Here is a 16589-nt window from a genome sequence, read left to right as displayed (position 1 = left end):
CACCCTGCGCGGCCCCAGCAGTGGCGCGGCTTGGCGGTCGATGCATGAGTGCATAAAAACCGACAGATTTAGCGCGCGGGCGGGGCGGGGAGTCGATTGCGCGCCGTGGGTGCGCGGCGGTGGTAGGAGGGCGGTCCGCTGGCAACCACCTCGAGGAGGCAGGCTAGCGCCATGTGTGGGCCATCCTGGGGCGCGTTGGCCATGGCTTGAGGTCCATGGAGCAGGGCGCTATCTCGAGGCCGCTAGCGCCCATGAAAAAGCCCCACACGAGGTGGGGCTGGTGAACGGGCTTCATTGCCGGTTGGGCGGCTAGGCGCCGTTGGTGTTCTCCTGGTCAGGCACATAGGCCATTTGCGCTTCCAGCTCTTTGAGGCGCCGGCTCACCCCTAGGAGGCTGGGATAGTCACCACGACTGGCTTCGCAGGGCAGCGTGGGTATGTCCTCTGAGCCTTCCGGAACGCTGGCCTTGATGTCGCGAGGGCGCCGACTCAGCAGAAGCTCACCGACGGCGGCGTACTGGCGGCGCTCGATCTCGCATCGCACGTCCTGGCCCTGCAGGTTACTTATATAGGCGAGTATCCCTTCACCGGGCTTACTGGACACATCGACCCCAAACTGAGACATGAAGACAGCATCGTTGCAGGTGTCGGTGGCGATTCGCTTGAACAACGGCTGTAGGGCAGCGTAGAGGGCTGCTGCGCCATCACTGCAGGCAATCGCATCGACACTGTCCATGAGCTCGGCGTGGTTACAGACTTCCAGCAGGCATTCCCGTGCTTGATCGAAAGAGAGGCGTGCCTCGAGCGTTTTGATGCGCAGCCACTCCACTTGGGGCTCGAGCATTGCAATCATCTCGCGGTGTTGGTCTGCCTCGAGCCGCCATTGCAGCTCTTGCTTCTTCTGGTCGCGTACGTCCTTACTCTGCTTGCCGAAGCTGCTCAGGAAGCCCTGGCGCCATGCCTGTCCTGCGTTTTTCACTTGCTCATCGAAGGCCTTGAGCGTTTTGCGCAGCCGGTCGAGCTCCTGTGTGGCAGCTTCGAGCCGTTCACGCTGGTTCAGGTAGTCGCAGCGAGCTACGCACAGCCGCTGCCGGGCCTGCTCGGGTGTCACGGCACCGATGCTGGCGGGCGTCTGGAAATAACGCATCTCTCGTCTCGACGGCAGCGTGTCAGCGGTCGGGGCATGGTGGGCGGTCTCAAGGGTGGTGTTGGTCTGAGGCATAGCGGCGTTGTCTCCGGCGTTGTGGGTGATGGTCTCGGTCATGGTGGTATGCGGGGACATGTCAGGCTCCGGGATGTGTCATGGACGTTGCGCTGGGTTGAGCAGGTGCGCTGTGGCTACCTGTGGGGATGAATCGTTGGTGTGGTGGCTGACGGCGGGAAAGGGCCACCCCTTCGCCTGCCAGGAGGGAGGTAGAGGCTGCCGAGGTGAAGGAGGCGGCATTGGTGCGAGAGCCAATGCCAGACCCCTTTAATTCCTCTGTCTGATTTTCAAAATCGGTGGCAACGTGGCAACAGAGGAAAATCGCTTTATTTTCAGTGGCTTGAAAATGGCAACCTGTAGCCGGTGTTTTTGATTCGGCAACGGGCTGGTAGTCAGTTACCCCTGTATAAAGAGATGTGTTGCCGTTGTTGCCACCTCTCTTATCCATAGGCAACGCCTGAAACCCGCATGGTTGCTGGCTGTTGCCCCTGTTGCCGGTGTTGCCACGGAAATCAGGTTCCTGTGAACGTTGGGGTTGGCTCATGTCGCGCTCCGTTCGGTGTCGAGTTTGTCGGGGTCGACCACGAAAAATCGGGTACTCCCTCCTCCTGGCAGGCGATAGTTTTTCTGGCGGCGTCCGCCGTCGGTCTTGGCCAGCACGCCGTAGGTTTCAAGGGTGCGGATGATACGTTCGCGGCCATAGCCAGCGGCGGCTTCGACCAGCGAGGCGCGGTTGAACAGATAGAGCCGTTTGCCGGCATCGATCTCGTAGTAACCGGCGCGCTGACGCACGTTGGGGTTGGGCAGTTCCGCGGCGATATCGGAAAACCGGCTGTCGCCGTGCAGGGCGATGAAATCGGCGATGGCGGTGAGAATTTGGCGATCCTCGGCGTTCCCGTCGCCAACGTGAGCGACCCACTCGCGGAAAAGCTGGCGGCAAGCGTGGCTCGCCGTGTGGACGGGCCACGGCAGCAGGCCATGCTCGATGGCCAGTTCGCCCGCCAGACCGATGATAGCGAAGCGATCGGCGACCCGGCCCGCCTGGGAGCCTTCGGCGTCAAAGCTCGTGCGGATCTCGGCGAAGCGGTGATAGAAGTGCTCCGGGTCCGTGATCCTCACCAGCGCCTCGACGAAGGCCGGTCCCAGGTGGCCGTAATGCCGGGAGGCCGCTGCCGTGAGCAGGCGATGGAAGGTCTCGCCACTCATGCCGTGGAGCTCGTCGAAGGCGCGATGGGCACGAGTGCCGGCATTGACGTCGACCATGCGCAGCTCGGCGCCGGCGTGCGCCGGGTTGCCCGAGATGGCGGCATGCTCGGACAGCGAACGCTCCCCGCTGGATAATGCCAGCACACGCCAGTAGAGCTTGGGTCGCCCCTCGCGCTCACGGGTCATGGTGCCCTTGCCGGTCCCGTTGGCGATGGCATAGGCCATCTCCTGGACCCGCTTGGGGTCGGCGCGCTTGATCTCATCGAGGATCAGCACGGTATCGTTGCGCGACGACGCCTCGATCTCGATGCCGCCCTTCGACATGTCCCAGGACGCCGCGAACACGCCAGGATTGCCCCACACGGAGGCGGCGATGGCCTGGGCCAGCGACTTCCCGCTCGAGGAGTCGCCGACCAGATGCACGCCACCGCCGTTGACACCGACCTTGCCAAGCAGCGGGCCGGCCAGGGCGCAGCACACGGCGAGGATCAGCACCGGGTTGCCCACACAGTAGGGGGCAAGCTCGGCCTGCCAGCCTTGCAGGCTCCCCTTGGTGGTGAACAGGTTGGCGCCCTTGCCGGTATCCTGATAGCGGACGTTCTCGCCGCCGATGACACGGCTCGGCAGCACGAAGGCGCCGCTGCTGTCGTGCCATCCCGGCTTGGTGGTGGTGGCCAGGATCTTGCTCAGGCCATGGTGACTGGCGATATACGCCGGCACGTAGCGGCGTTGGTGGTATTCCACCTCGAGCCCCTGGCGCATCAGCGCCTTCAGCACTTCCTCGCCCTTCCCGGCCAGCGCTTCCATGGGCATGACATGCTCGATGACCCGCCCCCGGTGCCGAAAGCGCAGCAACCGTCCGACGCTGCCATCGTCACTGTTCACCGTCTCGGCATCGACATGCAGCGGCGCGCACAACCACAGATCGAACGGCTGCCCCGATTCGTCGCCGTGGGAGTACTTGATGCCGTGGAACCAAGTGCCGGCCCGGTAGAGCTTGCCATCGACGCTGGTAGGGCCTTCATAGACGCCATAGGACGGACGCTCGAGCGTGTCGAGCTCGGGGGCGACCGGCTGACCGACAAGCGATAGGTGCGGCTGATTCTCGCTCATGCTTGCGCCCCTTGCCGGCGATACCAGCGCGCCAGATCGTTGAAGTCGCTCAGGTCGTCCGGGGCGCCCTCGGGCCAGACCGGGAACACCACCAGCGCCCCGATGGCCAACGCCGCCTCGTTGGCCGCTGCCCGTCCAGGATTGCTGGGCGTCTTGCGGTCGTCATCGCCGGCGATGACGATCTCCACCCCGTCATAACGCGCTCGCAGTGCCTGGGCGACTGGCGTCAGGTTGCCGGCATTCATGGCGCACGCGACGGGTTCACGGGTATGGGCGTGCAGCGTCGCGCCGGTCGCCCAACCCTCGCAGATATATAGGCACCGCCCCGGCACGATCCGGCCCAGCGTGGAATAGGCACCGCGTACCCGACCGCCCTTGAGGAAGCGCTTGCGCCCCTGGCCATCGATGCACTGGAGATTGACCAACTGGCCCTCGGCGTACAGTGGCACCAGTAGCTGGCCCTGGGGCGATTGGCGCAGCAGGTGTGGCGAGAGCTCCTTGGCCGTCAGGTAGTGATGGTCCGGGCAAGCCAGCGCAGCGGTATTCCAGAGGCGGCGAGCGAGTAAGGCCGCCTGCCGCTGGGCTTCCTGGCGTTCAGCCTGGGCGCACAGGCGAAGGGTGGCCTTGTCGGGCAGTACCGCTGCCGGCTCCCTGCCTTCCTGGCCGGCGAAAGCGCTCGAGCGCCGGAAAATGCCAAGCCCCAGTCGTCGGTCGATGGCCATGGCTGCGTCCACCTGCCGGCACCCGCGCAGGTAGCTCAGCAGCGAGACCAGATCGCCGCCATGGGCATCGCTATCGGCAAAGTCGTTCCATTTGCCGGTGGCCAACGAAACCCCGAAGGAACCGCTCGCCTGATCCGTGCGCGCCGGGTTGCGGGCAAGCCACTCCGAGCCCTGGCGCTCACCATCCGGCAGCCACTCGGGAAGCAACGTATCGGCGGCTTGCAGGGCCGCCATGGCGGCCCGCTGTATCTTGACGATGACATTATCGGCCATTGCGCCCCTCCCCCTTGCGAAGCCCATTGCGGGCGGCGACAAGCAGGTCACTGGCGTCGGCCAGCAGGAGCCGCGATACCATGGCCAGATTGGAGAGATCCGACAACACCAGATTGCCGCTGGGCCCGTCCGTGGTGGAGAGCGTGAACATCAGATCCTTCACCGCATCCAGGCGCTGTTCGGCGTGATCGAACAAGGTATCCACGTCGACGCGTGGGTCGATCAGCAGGCATTCGGATTCGGTCAGGCAGCAAGCATCCTCGAGTCGCTTAGCCATGGGCCACCTCCTCTGCCAGGAGGGTGTCGAGGTCGGCAAGAAACTGCTTGTGTTCGTCGATGGAAATGGCGCCAACGGCGGAGGCCATGCGCACCAAGCCCAACAGGTAGGCAAGCTGGTCGGGACGGCGGTTGATGCGATAAGCGATCAGCTTGGTGCCGATCAGGGCGGTGGCAATTTGATGCTGGGGGATCTCGAAACGTGCGGACGCACTTTGAGCGTGCTGTGCCATGGGTGAGGCTCCTTGAGTAATCTCGGAACCGCCCCGGCCGTCGCCAAACAGCTTGGGGGCGGACTGCGCGAGGTTGGCGAACCGGCACCCAAGGAAACCGGCAGACCCGAAGGTCTCCCCACGCAGCCCGCCATAACATGGCATTGCTTGCACAAAAAAAGCGCCTGCAATGCTGCTGTTGGCGCTACTGCGCCTTGAGTAATTCGAGTCGCCAAACTCGGCCACGGATTTTGCCGTGACAGGGCAATCATAAGCACTCCTGGCCCTTTCAGGCAAGTCTTGGAGCATTCGCGATGTAGAGAGTGTGGTATCGTTTCGCATGAGTGTTTTGCTCGATATGGCCTCGACAGCGTGGGCGCGCTGCCGGGGCCTTTTGCGTTTTTTGGGCACAAAGGCTCCCCATACCCACTCGGCATGCGCCGAGCAGCGTCGTTGCTTCAGGTCAGGGAGCGGGTTAGCAGTCGGTCAGCGTTTCCACCGGCCCACGCTCGAGGTCGGTAAAGCGCTGCGTATTGGCAGCTAGGGGAAGACGGTCACGAAAATGGCCGTCTCCGGCATCATCTTGTAGAACCGCCGTAACGGTACCGCTTTGGCCGCTACGGTGGATCTCGCGACCCGGAACGTTGGCGGCGGCGGTCATTGCCGAATCCATGGCCTTCAAATCGCCCTCGGAGAACGTGACGGACTGGCCATTGATCGTCAGCACGAAGCGCTTCATGCGCGAGCCTCCTGGGCGTACTGGGAAAAGCTGGGACGGGACTGGGCATTGGCCAGTGTGCTGTTGCGTTCGGCCAGTCGCTCGGCGATCCAGCCGTCTATTTCCTCCTCGAGCCAGGCGACACTGTTCTCGCCAATCGGGACCGGCGCAGGGAAAGTTCCCTGGCGAATGCTCTCGTAGATCGCCGACCGGCTCTTACCGGTCTTCAGTTCGACCTCCCGGCGACGCAGCAGGCGATTGCCGAGCTGGATGCGCTCGACGGCTTTGAAGCGAGGGGCAGGCGATGTGGCTTGGATTGTCATCCAACTTTCCTCTTGCGATGGTGTTCTCATACTGTCCGAACGGTGCCGCTCGGGTCTTGTTCAGCTTGCAGCGGTCCTGGCAGGAAGGCGAGGCGATGCACCTGTAAGTCGGTTTCTTACAGATAGCGGCTTCTGGCCAGGACATGCTTAGCTTGCAGAGGTATGGTGGGAATGACGAGGAGCCCTCGGTGTGGATGGAGTCACTTACACCGAGAAGAGCAGTAGCTCATGGAATTTTCACTTGACATAGCGTCAAACTGACTATCAAACGTATATTGCTTGGTTGAGACATATGGAAGCTAAACATAGGCTCTTCAATAATACTTTTGGACCAGCAGGGCCAATTTGCTTTAATGCATGCGTCGGAGATAACGGTTTTCAAGATATTGATTCTTACGCAGTGGGATATGTTGAAGCATCCACTCTCATGCTTGATAAAGTATTGAGCAGGGAAGAAGTAGGTAAAGTGGACATTTTGGTATTTCCCATTGTTTTTTGTATCAGACACGCTGTTGAGCTTTATGTAAAAAGTGCTATAAAAAAGCTAGACAAAATAAGAGAGAACAATGCTGCTAGGGAATACAAAATCTCTGCTCACCATGATATCGGACAGCTCTGGGCTTTTTACAGAGAACAATCATCAATTACCGACAAGAGATTAGAAGAATTAAATAATAGACTTGATCCATATATTAGGGATATTTCTGAAATAGATCCTACTGGACAGACTTTCAGATATTCTCATGACGCAAGAGAAGAAAAACATCTTACTAAAACTCCTGTAATCAACCTCCTAAACTTAAAGCGTAGAACAATAGAAATTAAAGCCCTTCTGGAAGAATTATATTTTTTGTGTAGTACACTAATAGAAGAATATAGCCTAGGGACGCATACAAACAACTTATCTCGTGAAGATATATGTGAGATATCGAAGCGTCTTCCCAATAAAGGATTATGGCGCACTGAAGAACTACGAGCAACAAAAGATGAGTTAAAACGTGAATTTGGAATCTCTGGAAGAGAGCTATCGAAGGCTATCGACATAATAAAGGACCACTTTCAATTTTCTAAAAATATAGACATAGAAAACAAATTGGAATTTCTTTGCGAAGCTGATGTTTCTGCATTTTTTGAAGCATGGATAGGGTACCATGAACAAAATATAGGTGCGAGCAAACCAGGCTTTGTAGACATAAGCGCAAGGGAAATATTAAGAAGCAATAAAAGAGAAAAGGAATATGTTGAAAAATGCATATCGGATATCGACAGAAAATCTTTGGCAGAGATAATATCTCTGTATGAGTTCGGAAGAGACGCTCTTTGGAACAAATACTCAGAGAATTACAAAAAAATACTAGAACTTGAATCTGAGAGGATTGAACAAGAGTTCACTCAGGGGCGGGGTTATGAGCATGTAGATCACTACATGGCAAAAACAAACGCCGTTGATGCAATTCTCAGATCACTAATCACATTAAGGCAAGATGCTTTGCTTGAGAGTGTTTACCACGAAAATGGTTTTGCATGTAAAGTACTGAGATCTCTGACTGATAGAGCCACCATCTAAGCGCGAGTAAAGAAATCATATAAATGATCAGCCCATTGTTGCATCATTGCTGGTCGCTGATCAGGAGACATATGCTCAGCGTGTGTGTAGACGCCCTCGAGGCCCGGCAACTTGTGGGATAGCTGGGCCTCGATCCATTCACGTGGGAAACCCATCTCCTTGAGGCCAGTAGCCACGACGTGGCGCGATCCGTGCGGCACATGCCGACCATCGAAGCCCATGCGCTTTAGAGCCATACCGAAGGCGGTATCTGAGATCGGCTTCGTGGAGTCGTTGCGACCAGGAAAGAGCAACCCAAAACGCCCTGTCAAGCGGTGCAGGCTACGTAATTCATCAATGGCCTGGGTTGGCAGGGGTACCTGATGAGCCCTCGCCATCTTCATGCGCTCGGCAGGGATCTTCCATACGCCGTTTTGCAGGTCGAACTCTTCCCAGCGGGCCATGCGCATCTCGCCGGGGCGAACGGCGGTCAACAGCAATAGCTTGAGCCCGACCCTGACCATCGGGCTCTTGTCGTAACTCTCGATAGCCCTGACCAATTCGGGCAGTTCCGCCTGGGAGACATGCGGGAAGCTCTGTTTTTTGTAGCGATGCAGGGCGCCACCAAGATCGGTCAGGGGGTTATATGTCGCACGACCGGTAATGATGGCAAAGCGATAGATGTCGCGGCAGAAGGAGTGCAGCTTGCGACGCTGCTCGAATTTGCCGGCGGTTTCGAGCCGGCGTAGGATCTCCAGCCACTCGAGGGGCTTGATACCGTCGATGGCTCTGTCGCCCACATACGGAAAGACATGGCCCTCTAGGGCTCTCAAGCTCTCCTTGGCACGCTTGGAGGTCGCCTTCCAGCGTGGCGCCATGGTTTCGTGCCACTCTTGGGCCAGCACACGAAAGGTATTCTTGGCGGCAAACTGCTGCTCTCGCCGCTCCTGCTGACGATGCTCGACAGGATCGATGCCCTTATCCAGCAGCCTCCGGGCATCCGTGCGCTTCTCGCGGGCTTCGGCAAGGCTCACCTCGGGGTAACTGCCCAGGCTCATCATGTTGCGCTTGCCATTTGGCCGGGTATAGCGCAGGCGCCAACCTCGACTTCCATTCGGCGAAATCACGAGTTGCAATCCCATGCCGTCGGTAAGGGTGGTGACTTTCGGCCCTGGCTTGGAAGTTTCGATTTTTCTGATGGTTAGCGGCATGGTGGTATAGCGAGCATCTTCGAACTGGGGTTTATACCAGTCTCTATACCATTTTACAGCAGGCTTGGGAAGGAATGGCCAGGATCGGCAAAGAACACAACTAGCTGTTTTTAAGGAAAATCTTGCTTTGAAAAAGCCTTGCGAGGAATGCCTCGGAAGGGGGTTTGGCGCGCCCGGCAGGATTCGAACCTGCGACCTTTGGCTTCGGAGGCCAACACTCTATCCAACTGAGCTACGGGCGCTTATACGAGATGGCGCTGGGAACCTTGTCGACCCCGCACGCCGGCAGCGCGTTGCGCTGCACAACACTCCCCCTCCGGCTACGCCCAACGGAGCTACGGGCGCTGCTTGCGGTGAAGCGGCCAACATCGTAACCGCCGACACCGAGCCTGTCCAGCCTGGCGGCGCTACGGGACTCAGCCCGACTGCACCATCTCACTGACCTTTTCCAGGATATGCCGACCGATGGGCAGGGCCGACGTGGCGGCCGGCGACGGTGCATTGCAAACGTTGACCGTGCGTCGGGTATTGACGAACAGGAAATCGTCAATCAGCCGGCCGTCGCGCGATACGGCCTGAGCGCGCACGCCGGCGGGCCAAGGCTCCAGGTCGTCCAGGGTCAGGCTGGGGCAGTACTTGCGCACTTCCTCCAGGTAACCCCTGCGCCACAACGAGTTTTTCATCTCGCGCAGTCCGGGCCGGAGATGGCGGCCCAGCACCTTGAGAATGCCCGGGTCGGCCAGCATGCCGGACAGATCCGCAAGCGAGACGTCACGCTTGTGGTACCCCTCCCGCTTGAGAGCCAGCACGGCATTGGGGCCGACGGTCACCGAACCGTCAATCATACGCGTAAGATGCACGCCGAGAAACGGCATGGACGGGTCGGGAATCGGATAGATCAGATGGTTCACGATACCGCTGAGCCGATCGGGCAGGCGGTAGTACTCGCCCCGGAACGGGCAGATGGTGAAGCCGGGCTTACGCCCCAGCAGGCGGACGATCCGGTCGGCCATCAACCCCGAGCAGCTGATTAGATAACGGCTGCTGAATTCGCCGCCGCGTGCCGTGGTAACGATCACCTCGCTCGAGCGCTCCTCGATGCCGCTCACGGCCTGCTCGTAGCGGATCTGGCCGCCATGGCGCTGGAATTCCTCGGCCATCGCCTCGGCGACCCGGGCGTAGCTGACGATGCCGCTGGAAGGGACGAAGATGGCGCCGAGACCGGCAATTTCGGGCTCACGCTCAAGGAGCGCCCCGGCCGAAAGCCACTCTCGTTCGAGCCCATTGGCCGCGGTACGCTCCCAGAGCGCTTCCATCCGCTGCATTTCCTGCTCGTTGGTGGCAACCAGCAGCTTGCCGCAGATCTCGTAGGGGATGGCATGCCGATCGCAGAATTCGCGGGTGGCGCGGTTGCCTTCGAGACAAAAGCGCGCCTTGAGGCTGCCCGGGGTGTAGTAGACCCCGGCATGGATCACGCCGCTGTTGTGGCCGGTCTGATGCTGCGCGGGGCCGCGCTCCTTCTCCAGCAGCAGTATTTTCTTGTCGGGATAGCGTTCGATGAGCTGCATGGCGGTGGAAAGGCCGAGAATGCCGCCGCCAATGATAAGGAAATCGTACACGTGGACCTCGCGTCGCCGGTGGAACACGCCGAAGAGTGAGCTCTACGATACCCGGCGGCTATCAACGAAGCCAGCCGAGCCGTTGCCTTTCATGCAAAGGCATGCAGCAACGCCGTTTTCCAGCCCTCCGGGTTGTCGGTATACTAGGGCGCATTGTGTGCGTCATGCGTCCGGCCGTCGCATGCCGATGTCGCTATGGCAGATTACGATTACAGGACCGTCGAGAGGTGGTGAGAGTGAAATCCAGCAAGTTGATCATGGGGTGTCTGGCCACCCTGGGCCTGGCCGCGGGTGCCGCGTCCGTTCAGGCCGACGAGGTGGACCGCGATGCCATTGCCGAACGCCTGAAGCCGGTGGGCCAGCTCTGCCTGCAGGGTGAGGACTGCGGTACAGCCGCTGCGGCCGCAAGCGATTCGGGTGGTGATGGCAACGGCGCGGACGGCGAGGCCATCTACGGCCAGGTATGCATGGCATGTCATGAATCGGGGGCCGCCGGTGCGCCGGTGCGCGGCCAGGAGGACGCCTGGGCCGACCGCGTCGACAAGGGCTGGGACACACTGCTGGATCACGCCATCAACGGCTTCAATGCCATGCCGGCTCGTGGTGGAAACCCCAATCTCTCCGACGAGGACGTCGCCGCCGCCACCGCCCATTTGGTGGGTCCGGTGATGGACGTGCCGGAGCTGGGCGGGGAAGAAGAAGCCGCCAGCGAGGCAGAAACCACAGGCAATGACGAGGCGGCTGCCGGTGACGAGGCTGAAGCCGCTACCGACGAGGAGGCCGTGACCGAAGAGGGCCCGGTAGACGAGCAGGCCGAAGCCGCCGCCGTGGCGACCGAAGAGGCTCCCGCCGATGAAGAGGCCGTCGAGGAAGCCGCCGCCGACGAACAAGCCGCTGGCGACGAGCCGGCTCATGCCGGGATCGACGGCGAGGCCATCTACAACCAGGCCTGCATGGCGTGCCACATGACTGGCGCCGCCGGTGCGCCGCGCCGTGGTGAAGCCGGCGAGTGGGAAGGCCGCATCGATCAGGACATCGAGACCCTGTACGACCACGCCATCAACGGCGTCGGCGCCATGCCGCCCAAGGGCGGTAACATGGGCCTCTCCGACGATGAGGTCCGTGCCGCCGTGGATTTCCTGGTCGAACCCGTCAAGTAACCTGCGGCGCGGGTCGGAACCAGCGATGGGGCGCCTTCTGGCGCCCCATCGTCGTTCATGTCTCCCTCCGGCACCGTCGGGATTAGCCCAGCAACGAGCGCAGCCCGGCGATGGCGTCCTGTCCCCGCGCCTGCTTCTTCTCCGGGTCTTCCCGGTCGGCGCGCCCCTCCCACTCGAGGTCATCGGTCGGCAACTCGTCGAGGAAGCGGCTCGGCGTGCAGTCCATCAGCTCGCCGAAGGCCTTGCGCTGGCGAGCGAGGGTCAGGGTCAGGGTCTGGCGCGCCCGGGTGATGCCGACATAGGCCAAGCGGCGCTCCTCCTCCACCGTCCCCGCCTCGATGGCGTTGCGATGGGGCAGGAGTTCCTCTTCAAGGCCCATCAGGTAGACGTGAGGGAACTCCAGACCCTTGGAGGCGTGCATGGTCAGCAGCTGCACCTTGTCAGTGTCGTCCTCCTCGGCCTGCTGTTCGAGGATGTCGCGCAGCACCAGCCGCGAGATGGCCGCCTCCACGTCGTCGGTTTCGGCGGCGTCTTCCGCCTCGATCTCCTCGGGGTCGCGCCTCATCGACTTCTCGAGCTGATCGATCAGCGTCCACACGTTGGCCATGCGCCGCTCGGCGATGGTGGGCGCGCTGGCGTTCTGGTAGAGCCACGCCTCGTAGTCCATCTCGAGCAGCATGCCGCGTATCGCGGCCAGGGCGTCGCCGCCATCCATGCGCCGACGCACGCCGTCGATGAAGTGGGTGAAGCGCGAGAGCCGCTCCACTGCCCGCGCCGGCAACTGCTGCTCCAGGCCCAGCTCATGGCAGGCGTCGAATAGCGAGACGCCACGCTCGGTGGCGTAATTGGCCAGCTTCTCCAGGGTGCCGGGGCCGATCTCGCGGCGCGGCACGTTGACGATGCGCAGGAAGGCATTGTCGTCGGCCGGGTTGATCAGCAGGCGCAGGTAAGCCATGGCGTCCTTGATCTCGTTGCGCGAGAAGAACGAGGTGCCGCCGGAGAGCTTGTAGGGAATCTGGTAATGCTGCAGTTTGAGTTCGAGCAGCCGTGCCTGGAAGTTGCCGCGGTAGAGCACCGCGAAGTCGCGCCACTCGGCACGCTCCTTGATGCGCCGGGTGAGAATCTCGCTGGCTACCCGCTCGGCCTCGGCCTCCTCGTGGCGGTTGACCACCACGCGGATCGGCGCGCCCTGGCCCATCTCCGACCACAGGGTCTTCTCGTAAACGTGGGGGTTGTTGGCGATCAGGGTATTGGCGGCGCGCAGAATGGTGCCGGTGGAGCGGTAGTTCTGCTCCAGCTTGATCACATTGAGCCGCGGGAAGTCCTCGCCCAAGGTCACCAGGTTTTCGGGCCGCGCGCCGCGCCAGGCATAGATCGACTGGTCGTCGTCGCCCACCACGGTGAAAGTCTTGCGCTCGGCCATCAATAGCTTGACCAGCAGGTATTGGGAGACGTTGGTGTCCTGGTACTCGTCCACCAGCATGTAGTGAATCTTGCGCCGCCAGCGCGCCAGCACCTCGGGATGATCCTTGAGCAGTACCACCGGCAGCAGGATCAGGTCGTCGAAGTCCACCGCGTTGTAGGCCTTGAGGTGACGCACGTAGGCTTCGTAGACCCGCGCGGCGTACTGTTCGTCCTCGTCCACGGCATGGGACAGCGCCTGGCCCGGCAGCACCAGGTCGTTCTTCCACTCCGAGATCTGGTGCTGCACGGCGTTGATCTGCTCGGCGTCGACCTGGGCGTCCTTGTTCATCAGGTCGCGCAGCAGCGCCTTGGCGTCCTCGGGGTCGAACAGCGAGAAACCCGGCTTGTAGCCCAGCGCCTTGAGCTCGCCGCGAATGATGTTGAGTCCCAGGGTGTGGAAGGTCGAGACGGTCAGCCCATGACCCTCCTTGCCCTTGAGCATCTGCCCCACCCGTTCCTTCATCTCGCGGGCAGCCTTGTTGGTGAAGGTTACCGCCGCGATGCGCCGTGCACTCATGCCGCATACCTGCACCAAGTAGGCGATCTTGGTCGTGATTACGCTGGTCTTGCCCGAACCGGCGCCGGCCAGCACCAGGCAGGGGCCGTCGATGTAGCGCACCGCTTCCTGCTGGCGTGGGTTGAGCTTGGCAAGGCGTTGCTGAATGCTCATGGGCGTGTCTCGGGCGCTATTCAGGGGCCGCCGCGCCAGCGAAGCCCAGCTGTCGCCAGGCTTCGAACATCAGGATGGCGCAGGCGTTGGAGAGGTTGAGGCTGCGGCTGCCCGGCAGCATGGGAATGCGCAACCGCCGTTCGGGGGGTAACGCGTCGAGCATGGCCTGCGGCAGGCCGCGGGTCTCGGGGCCAAACAGCAGGGCATCGCCGGGGCGATACGCCGGTTCGTGGTAGCCCGTCCGACCGCGGGTCGACACGGCGTATATCCGCGGAGGGTCCACTGCCTCGACGAAGGCCGACCAATCACGGTGTACGCTGACCGTCGCCCACTCATGGTAGTCGAGCCCGGCGCGGCGCAGCCGTTTGTCATCGAGGACAAAACCCAGCGGCTCGATCAGATGCAAGCGGAAACCGCTGTTGGCGCACAGACGGATCAGGTTGCCGGTGTTAGGAGGTATTTCGGGTTCGAAGAGCACGACATCGAGCATGGCGGCCTGCCGGTGAACGCGCACGGGCCCCCGTAGGGGCCCGTCGGCGCGACGAAGGGGGAACTCAGAAGCTCAGGCGAACCCCCACCTGTGCGCCCCGATCCAGGGTACGGCTGCCGTGGCGGTTGTCGAAATCGGCCCTCGTCTGACGCAGGCCGACATAGCCGTCGACGTTGGGCGTGAAGGCGTAGCGCGCCCGCAGACCAACCTCGTAGCCGTCCTCGAGGTCGTTGCTGGTCACTACGCCCGGCGTGTAGAAGGCATAGCCGCCCAGCGAGACATCGGGCATCTGCGGCAGGTAGACATAGCCGTAGCCGCCCAGGCCCAGGCCGCCGCCGTTACCGTAATCGGTATCGAACTGGGTCCATCGCCCGCCGATGCCGACATCGCGCTCGCGGGTGCGCTGCACGCCCAGCAGTTGGGCATGATAGATGCTGGCATCCTCTCGGTACTCGCTCTGGGTCACCCCACCGCCCAGGGCCACGCCCTGGGTGAGCTCGCCGGCCGCCTCGAATTGCACGGCATCGGCGCCAAGGTTGAGATCCAGGCTACCGGCGGCGTGGGCGCCGGTAGCGGCAAACAGAATGCCCGCGGCCAGGGCGGCCTTGGCGAACTGTCCAAGCGTATTCATCGATGACTCCTTGCTTGCTACGCGTAACATGCTGGAACGTTAACCGCCTGCGACACCATAGCGCGCCCGGTAGTCGCGAATGGCCGACGCGTGACGCTGAAGCGCTTCACCCGCATACCGCTCAAGATACGCCAGTACCATATCGAGCGTCACGATACTGACCACCGGTATACCGTAGCGCGCCTCGACTTCCTGAATGGCGCTTCGCCTTTCTGCCCCACCTTCAGCCTGTCCGCACTCCTGACGATCCAGAGCGATCACCACGCCGGCCGCTTCGGCACCGGCGGCCTCGATCAGCGCCATCACTTCGCGAACCGCGGTGCCGGCCGTGATCACGTCGTCGATGATCAGGATGCGGCCGGCTAGCTCGGCGCCGACGATGTTGCCCCCTTCGCCGTGATCCTTCGCCTCCTTGCGGTTGAAGGCGAAGGGCAGATCGCGGTCATGATGGTCGGCCAACGCCACCGCAGTGGCCGCGGCCAGCGGAATGCCTTTGTAGGCCGGACCAAACAGCACGTCATAACCCAGGCCACTGGCCTCGATGGCATCGGCGTAGAAACGTCCCAGCCGCGCCAAGGCGCCGCCGCTGCGAAACAGGCCGGCGTTGAAGAAGTAGGGGCTGACGCGACCCGACTTGAGCGTGAACTCGCCGAATTTCAGTACGCCTTGCTCGATGGCGAACTCGATGAATTCACGCTGATAGGCTTGCATGCTGGCCGCCACGGCGATCCCCCGCTATCACTTAGCCCCATGGCATGAAAAAAACCGTCCTACCATGAATTGCCATGCGGGCCATTTACCCAAACGTCGAAACGTCGGGTATCATACACGCGCGACGTCAAAGGGACCATGTATGAAAATTGCCACCATCAATGTCAACGGAATCCGCGAGGCCGTCGGGCGAGGTTTTCTCGACTGGCTGGCCGAACAGGACGCCGATGTCATCTGCGTCCAGAACCTCAAGGCCAAGAGCTTCGAACTCGACGATAGCATCCTTTATCCGGAAGGCTACGAGGGCTACTTCCTGGACGCCGAGCAGGACGGTTTCTCCGGCGTGGGGTTGTACTGCCGCAAGATCCCCAAGGCCATCATGTACGGTCTCGGCTTTCCCCAGTGCGACCACGAAGCGCGCTTCCTGCAGGCCGATTACGACCGCTTCAGCATCGCCAGCTTCCTGATGCCCGACGGCAGCGACTACGCCGCCAAGCAGGCTTTCATGGCGCAGTACCAGGAGTACTTGAGCAAGATGGCGCGCAAGCGCCGCGAGTACATCATCTGCGGCACTTGGCATATCGCCCACAAGACCCTCGATCTGGCCAACTGGGCCGATAACCAGGCCACCCCGGGCTTCAAGCCCGAAGAGCGCGCCTGGATGGATCAGGTATTCGGCCCCACCGGCTTCATCGACACCTTCCGCGAGATCAACCGCGACGCCGGCGAATACACCTGGTGGCCCAAGCTGGATCAGGAAGTGCCGCGCTCACGCCAGGAGGGATGGCGCATCGACTATCAGATCGTCGGCCCCAACCTGCGCCGCCACGTGGTCGATGCCTGGATCGATTACGACGCCACCTTCAGCGAGTTCGCCCCGCTGTTCGTGGAGTACGACCTGGCGCTGTGACCTGCGCCCTTTCGTCGCGGCCCGGCCTGGACCGGACCGCATCGCGCCGGCCCTGCAAGGCCGGCGCGATGCTTTGGAGAATCGCTGATGATTGCTGCGCTCCGGCGACGATCCGCCATTCATCGTCGCGG

17 protein-coding genes and 1 tRNA gene are annotated in these 16589 nt (G+C 61.5%); 3 read left to right on the top strand and 15 right to left on the bottom strand.

Annotated elements, in window-relative coordinates:
* Window positions 1-309: 309 nt before the first annotated feature.
* From F0A17_RS16205 to F0A17_RS16170, 8 genes are all read right to left on the bottom strand, one after another.
* The gene (locus tag F0A17_RS16205; RefSeq protein ID WP_149329396.1) at window positions 310-1281 is read right to left on the bottom strand and encodes a hypothetical protein; all 972 of its coding nucleotides are present in this window, start codon (window positions 1279-1281) and stop codon (window positions 310-312) included.
* Between the two features lies 1 nt (window position 1282).
* The gene (locus F0A17_RS16200) at window positions 1283-1747 is read right to left on the bottom strand and encodes a hypothetical protein (RefSeq protein ID WP_149329395.1); all 465 of its coding nucleotides are present in this window, start codon (window positions 1745-1747) and stop codon (window positions 1283-1285) included.
* Window positions 1744-3522, bottom strand: coding sequence for a DUF927 domain-containing protein (locus F0A17_RS16195; protein ID WP_149329394.1), 1779 nt, complete (start codon window positions 3520-3522; stop codon window positions 1744-1746). The genes F0A17_RS16200 and F0A17_RS16195 overlap by 4 nt, the downstream gene beginning before the upstream one ends.
* Window positions 3519-4517 carry a toprim domain-containing protein gene (locus F0A17_RS16190; protein WP_149329393.1) on the bottom strand — a complete coding sequence of 333 codons (999 nt, stop codon included), beginning with the start codon at window positions 4515-4517 and terminating at the stop codon, window positions 3519-3521. Before F0A17_RS16190 ends, F0A17_RS16195 begins: the two co-directional genes overlap by 4 nt.
* Complete coding sequence (locus F0A17_RS16185; protein ID WP_149329392.1) at window positions 4507-4794, bottom strand: hypothetical protein; 288 nt, start codon at window positions 4792-4794, stop codon at window positions 4507-4509. The genes F0A17_RS16190 and F0A17_RS16185 overlap by 11 nt, the downstream gene beginning before the upstream one ends.
* The gene (locus tag F0A17_RS16180) at window positions 4787-5026 is read right to left on the bottom strand and encodes a hypothetical protein (protein ID WP_149329391.1); all 240 of its coding nucleotides are present in this window, start codon (window positions 5024-5026) and stop codon (window positions 4787-4789) included. The genes F0A17_RS16185 and F0A17_RS16180 overlap by 8 nt, the downstream gene beginning before the upstream one ends.
* Window positions 5027-5480: 454 nt before the next feature.
* Window positions 5481-5744: a hypothetical protein gene (locus tag F0A17_RS16175; RefSeq protein ID WP_149329390.1), complete on the bottom strand. Its 264-nt coding sequence runs from the start codon at window positions 5742-5744 to the stop codon at window positions 5481-5483.
* Complete coding sequence (locus tag F0A17_RS16170) at window positions 5741-6046, bottom strand: helix-turn-helix transcriptional regulator (RefSeq protein WP_149329389.1); 306 nt, start codon at window positions 6044-6046, stop codon at window positions 5741-5743. Before F0A17_RS16170 ends, F0A17_RS16175 begins: the two co-directional genes overlap by 4 nt.
* Window positions 6047-6338: 292 nt before the next feature.
* Between F0A17_RS16170 and F0A17_RS16165 the strand changes: the two genes are divergently transcribed.
* Complete coding sequence (locus F0A17_RS16165; RefSeq protein WP_149329388.1) at window positions 6339-7613, top strand: hypothetical protein; 1275 nt, start codon at window positions 6339-6341, stop codon at window positions 7611-7613.
* Here the strand turns inward: F0A17_RS16165 and F0A17_RS16160 are convergent.
* The 3 genes from F0A17_RS16160 to lhgO form a co-directional block, all read right to left on the bottom strand.
* Window positions 7610-8803 carry a tyrosine-type recombinase/integrase gene (locus F0A17_RS16160; protein WP_149329387.1) on the bottom strand — a complete coding sequence of 398 codons (1194 nt, stop codon included), beginning with the start codon at window positions 8801-8803 and terminating at the stop codon, window positions 7610-7612. The genes F0A17_RS16165 and F0A17_RS16160 overlap by 4 nt on opposite strands.
* Window positions 8804-8968: 165 nt before the next feature.
* Window positions 8969-9045 (bottom strand) — tRNA-Arg (locus F0A17_RS16155).
* Between the two features lie 174 nt (window positions 9046-9219).
* Window positions 9220-10422 carry an L-2-hydroxyglutarate oxidase gene (gene lhgO / locus F0A17_RS16150; protein ID WP_149329386.1) on the bottom strand — a complete coding sequence of 401 codons (1203 nt, stop codon included), beginning with the start codon at window positions 10420-10422 and terminating at the stop codon, window positions 9220-9222.
* Between the two features lie 236 nt (window positions 10423-10658).
* Here lhgO and F0A17_RS16145 point away from each other — a divergent pair, with 236 nt between their 5' ends.
* Window positions 10659-11582 carry a c-type cytochrome gene (locus F0A17_RS16145; RefSeq protein ID WP_149329385.1) on the top strand — a complete coding sequence of 308 codons (924 nt, stop codon included), beginning with the start codon at window positions 10659-10661 and terminating at the stop codon, window positions 11580-11582.
* Window positions 11583-11664: 82 nt separating this feature from the next.
* Here the strand turns inward: F0A17_RS16145 and rep are convergent, their stop codons facing one another.
* The 4 genes from rep to pyrE form a co-directional block, all read right to left on the bottom strand.
* Window positions 11665-13716 carry a DNA helicase Rep gene (rep, locus tag F0A17_RS16140; protein ID WP_149329384.1) on the bottom strand — a complete coding sequence of 684 codons (2052 nt, stop codon included), beginning with the start codon at window positions 13714-13716 and terminating at the stop codon, window positions 11665-11667.
* Window positions 13717-13732: 16 nt separating this feature from the next.
* Window positions 13733-14206 (bottom strand): tRNA (uridine(34)/cytosine(34)/5-carboxymethylaminomethyluridine(34)-2'-O)-methyltransferase TrmL, encoded by a 474-nt coding sequence (gene trmL / locus F0A17_RS16135; protein WP_149329561.1) that lies wholly within the window; start codon window positions 14204-14206, stop codon window positions 13733-13735.
* Between the two features lie 64 nt (window positions 14207-14270).
* Window positions 14271-14837 (bottom strand): YfaZ family outer membrane protein, encoded by a 567-nt coding sequence (locus F0A17_RS16130; RefSeq protein WP_149329383.1) that lies wholly within the window; start codon window positions 14835-14837, stop codon window positions 14271-14273.
* 39 nt (window positions 14838-14876) lie between these two features.
* Window positions 14877-15548: an orotate phosphoribosyltransferase gene (gene pyrE, locus F0A17_RS16125; RefSeq protein WP_149329382.1), complete on the bottom strand. Its 672-nt coding sequence runs from the start codon at window positions 15546-15548 to the stop codon at window positions 14877-14879.
* Window positions 15549-15690: 142 nt separating this feature from the next.
* Between pyrE and F0A17_RS16120 the strand changes: the two genes are divergently transcribed.
* Window positions 15691-16458 carry an exodeoxyribonuclease III gene (locus F0A17_RS16120; protein ID WP_149329381.1) on the top strand — a complete coding sequence of 256 codons (768 nt, stop codon included), beginning with the start codon at window positions 15691-15693 and terminating at the stop codon, window positions 16456-16458.
* Window positions 16459-16589: the final 131 nt, after the last annotated feature.

Origin of the sequence: Billgrantia pellis, from assembly GCF_008297955.1 — a bacterium.
In the GTDB taxonomy this organism is placed as follows: Bacteria; Pseudomonadota; Gammaproteobacteria; order Pseudomonadales; family Halomonadaceae; genus Halomonas; species Halomonas pellis.
Note: the sequence above shows the minus strand (reverse complement) of the source record. Positions and strands in the feature narration are given on the sequence as shown.

Coding starts and splice junctions, on each gene's coding strand:
- F0A17_RS16195 (WP_149329394.1), bottom strand. CDS start 3,522: ATGAGCGAGAATCAGCCGCACCTATCGCTTGTCGGTCAGCCGGTCGCC.
- F0A17_RS16205 (WP_149329396.1), bottom strand. CDS start 1,281: ATGTCCCCGCATACCACCATGACCGAGACCATCACCCACAACGCCGGA.
- F0A17_RS16165 (WP_149329388.1), top strand. CDS start 6,339: ATGGAAGCTAAACATAGGCTCTTCAATAATACTTTTGGACCAGCAGGG.
- F0A17_RS16120 (WP_149329381.1), top strand. CDS start 15,691: ATGAAAATTGCCACCATCAATGTCAACGGAATCCGCGAGGCCGTCGGG.
- pyrE (WP_149329382.1), bottom strand. CDS start 15,548: ATGCAAGCCTATCAGCGTGAATTCATCGAGTTCGCCATCGAGCAAGGC.
- F0A17_RS16175 (WP_149329390.1), bottom strand. CDS start 5,744: ATGAAGCGCTTCGTGCTGACGATCAATGGCCAGTCCGTCACGTTCTCC.
- F0A17_RS16190 (WP_149329393.1), bottom strand. CDS start 4,517: ATGGCCGATAATGTCATCGTCAAGATACAGCGGGCCGCCATGGCGGCC.
- F0A17_RS16185 (WP_149329392.1), bottom strand. CDS start 4,794: ATGGCTAAGCGACTCGAGGATGCTTGCTGCCTGACCGAATCCGAATGC.
- F0A17_RS16160 (WP_149329387.1), bottom strand. CDS start 8,803: ATGCCGCTAACCATCAGAAAAATCGAAACTTCCAAGCCAGGGCCGAAA.
- F0A17_RS16200 (WP_149329395.1), bottom strand. CDS start 1,747: ATGAGCCAACCCCAACGTTCACAGGAACCTGATTTCCGTGGCAACACC.
- trmL (WP_149329561.1), bottom strand. CDS start 14,206: ATGCTCGATGTCGTGCTCTTCGAACCCGAAATACCTCCTAACACCGGC.
- F0A17_RS16180 (WP_149329391.1), bottom strand. CDS start 5,026: ATGGCACAGCACGCTCAAAGTGCGTCCGCACGTTTCGAGATCCCCCAG.
- rep (WP_149329384.1), bottom strand. CDS start 13,716: ATGAGCATTCAGCAACGCCTTGCCAAGCTCAACCCACGCCAGCAGGAA.
- F0A17_RS16170 (WP_149329389.1), bottom strand. CDS start 6,046: ATGACAATCCAAGCCACATCGCCTGCCCCTCGCTTCAAAGCCGTCGAG.
- F0A17_RS16130 (WP_149329383.1), bottom strand. CDS start 14,837: ATGAATACGCTTGGACAGTTCGCCAAGGCCGCCCTGGCCGCGGGCATT.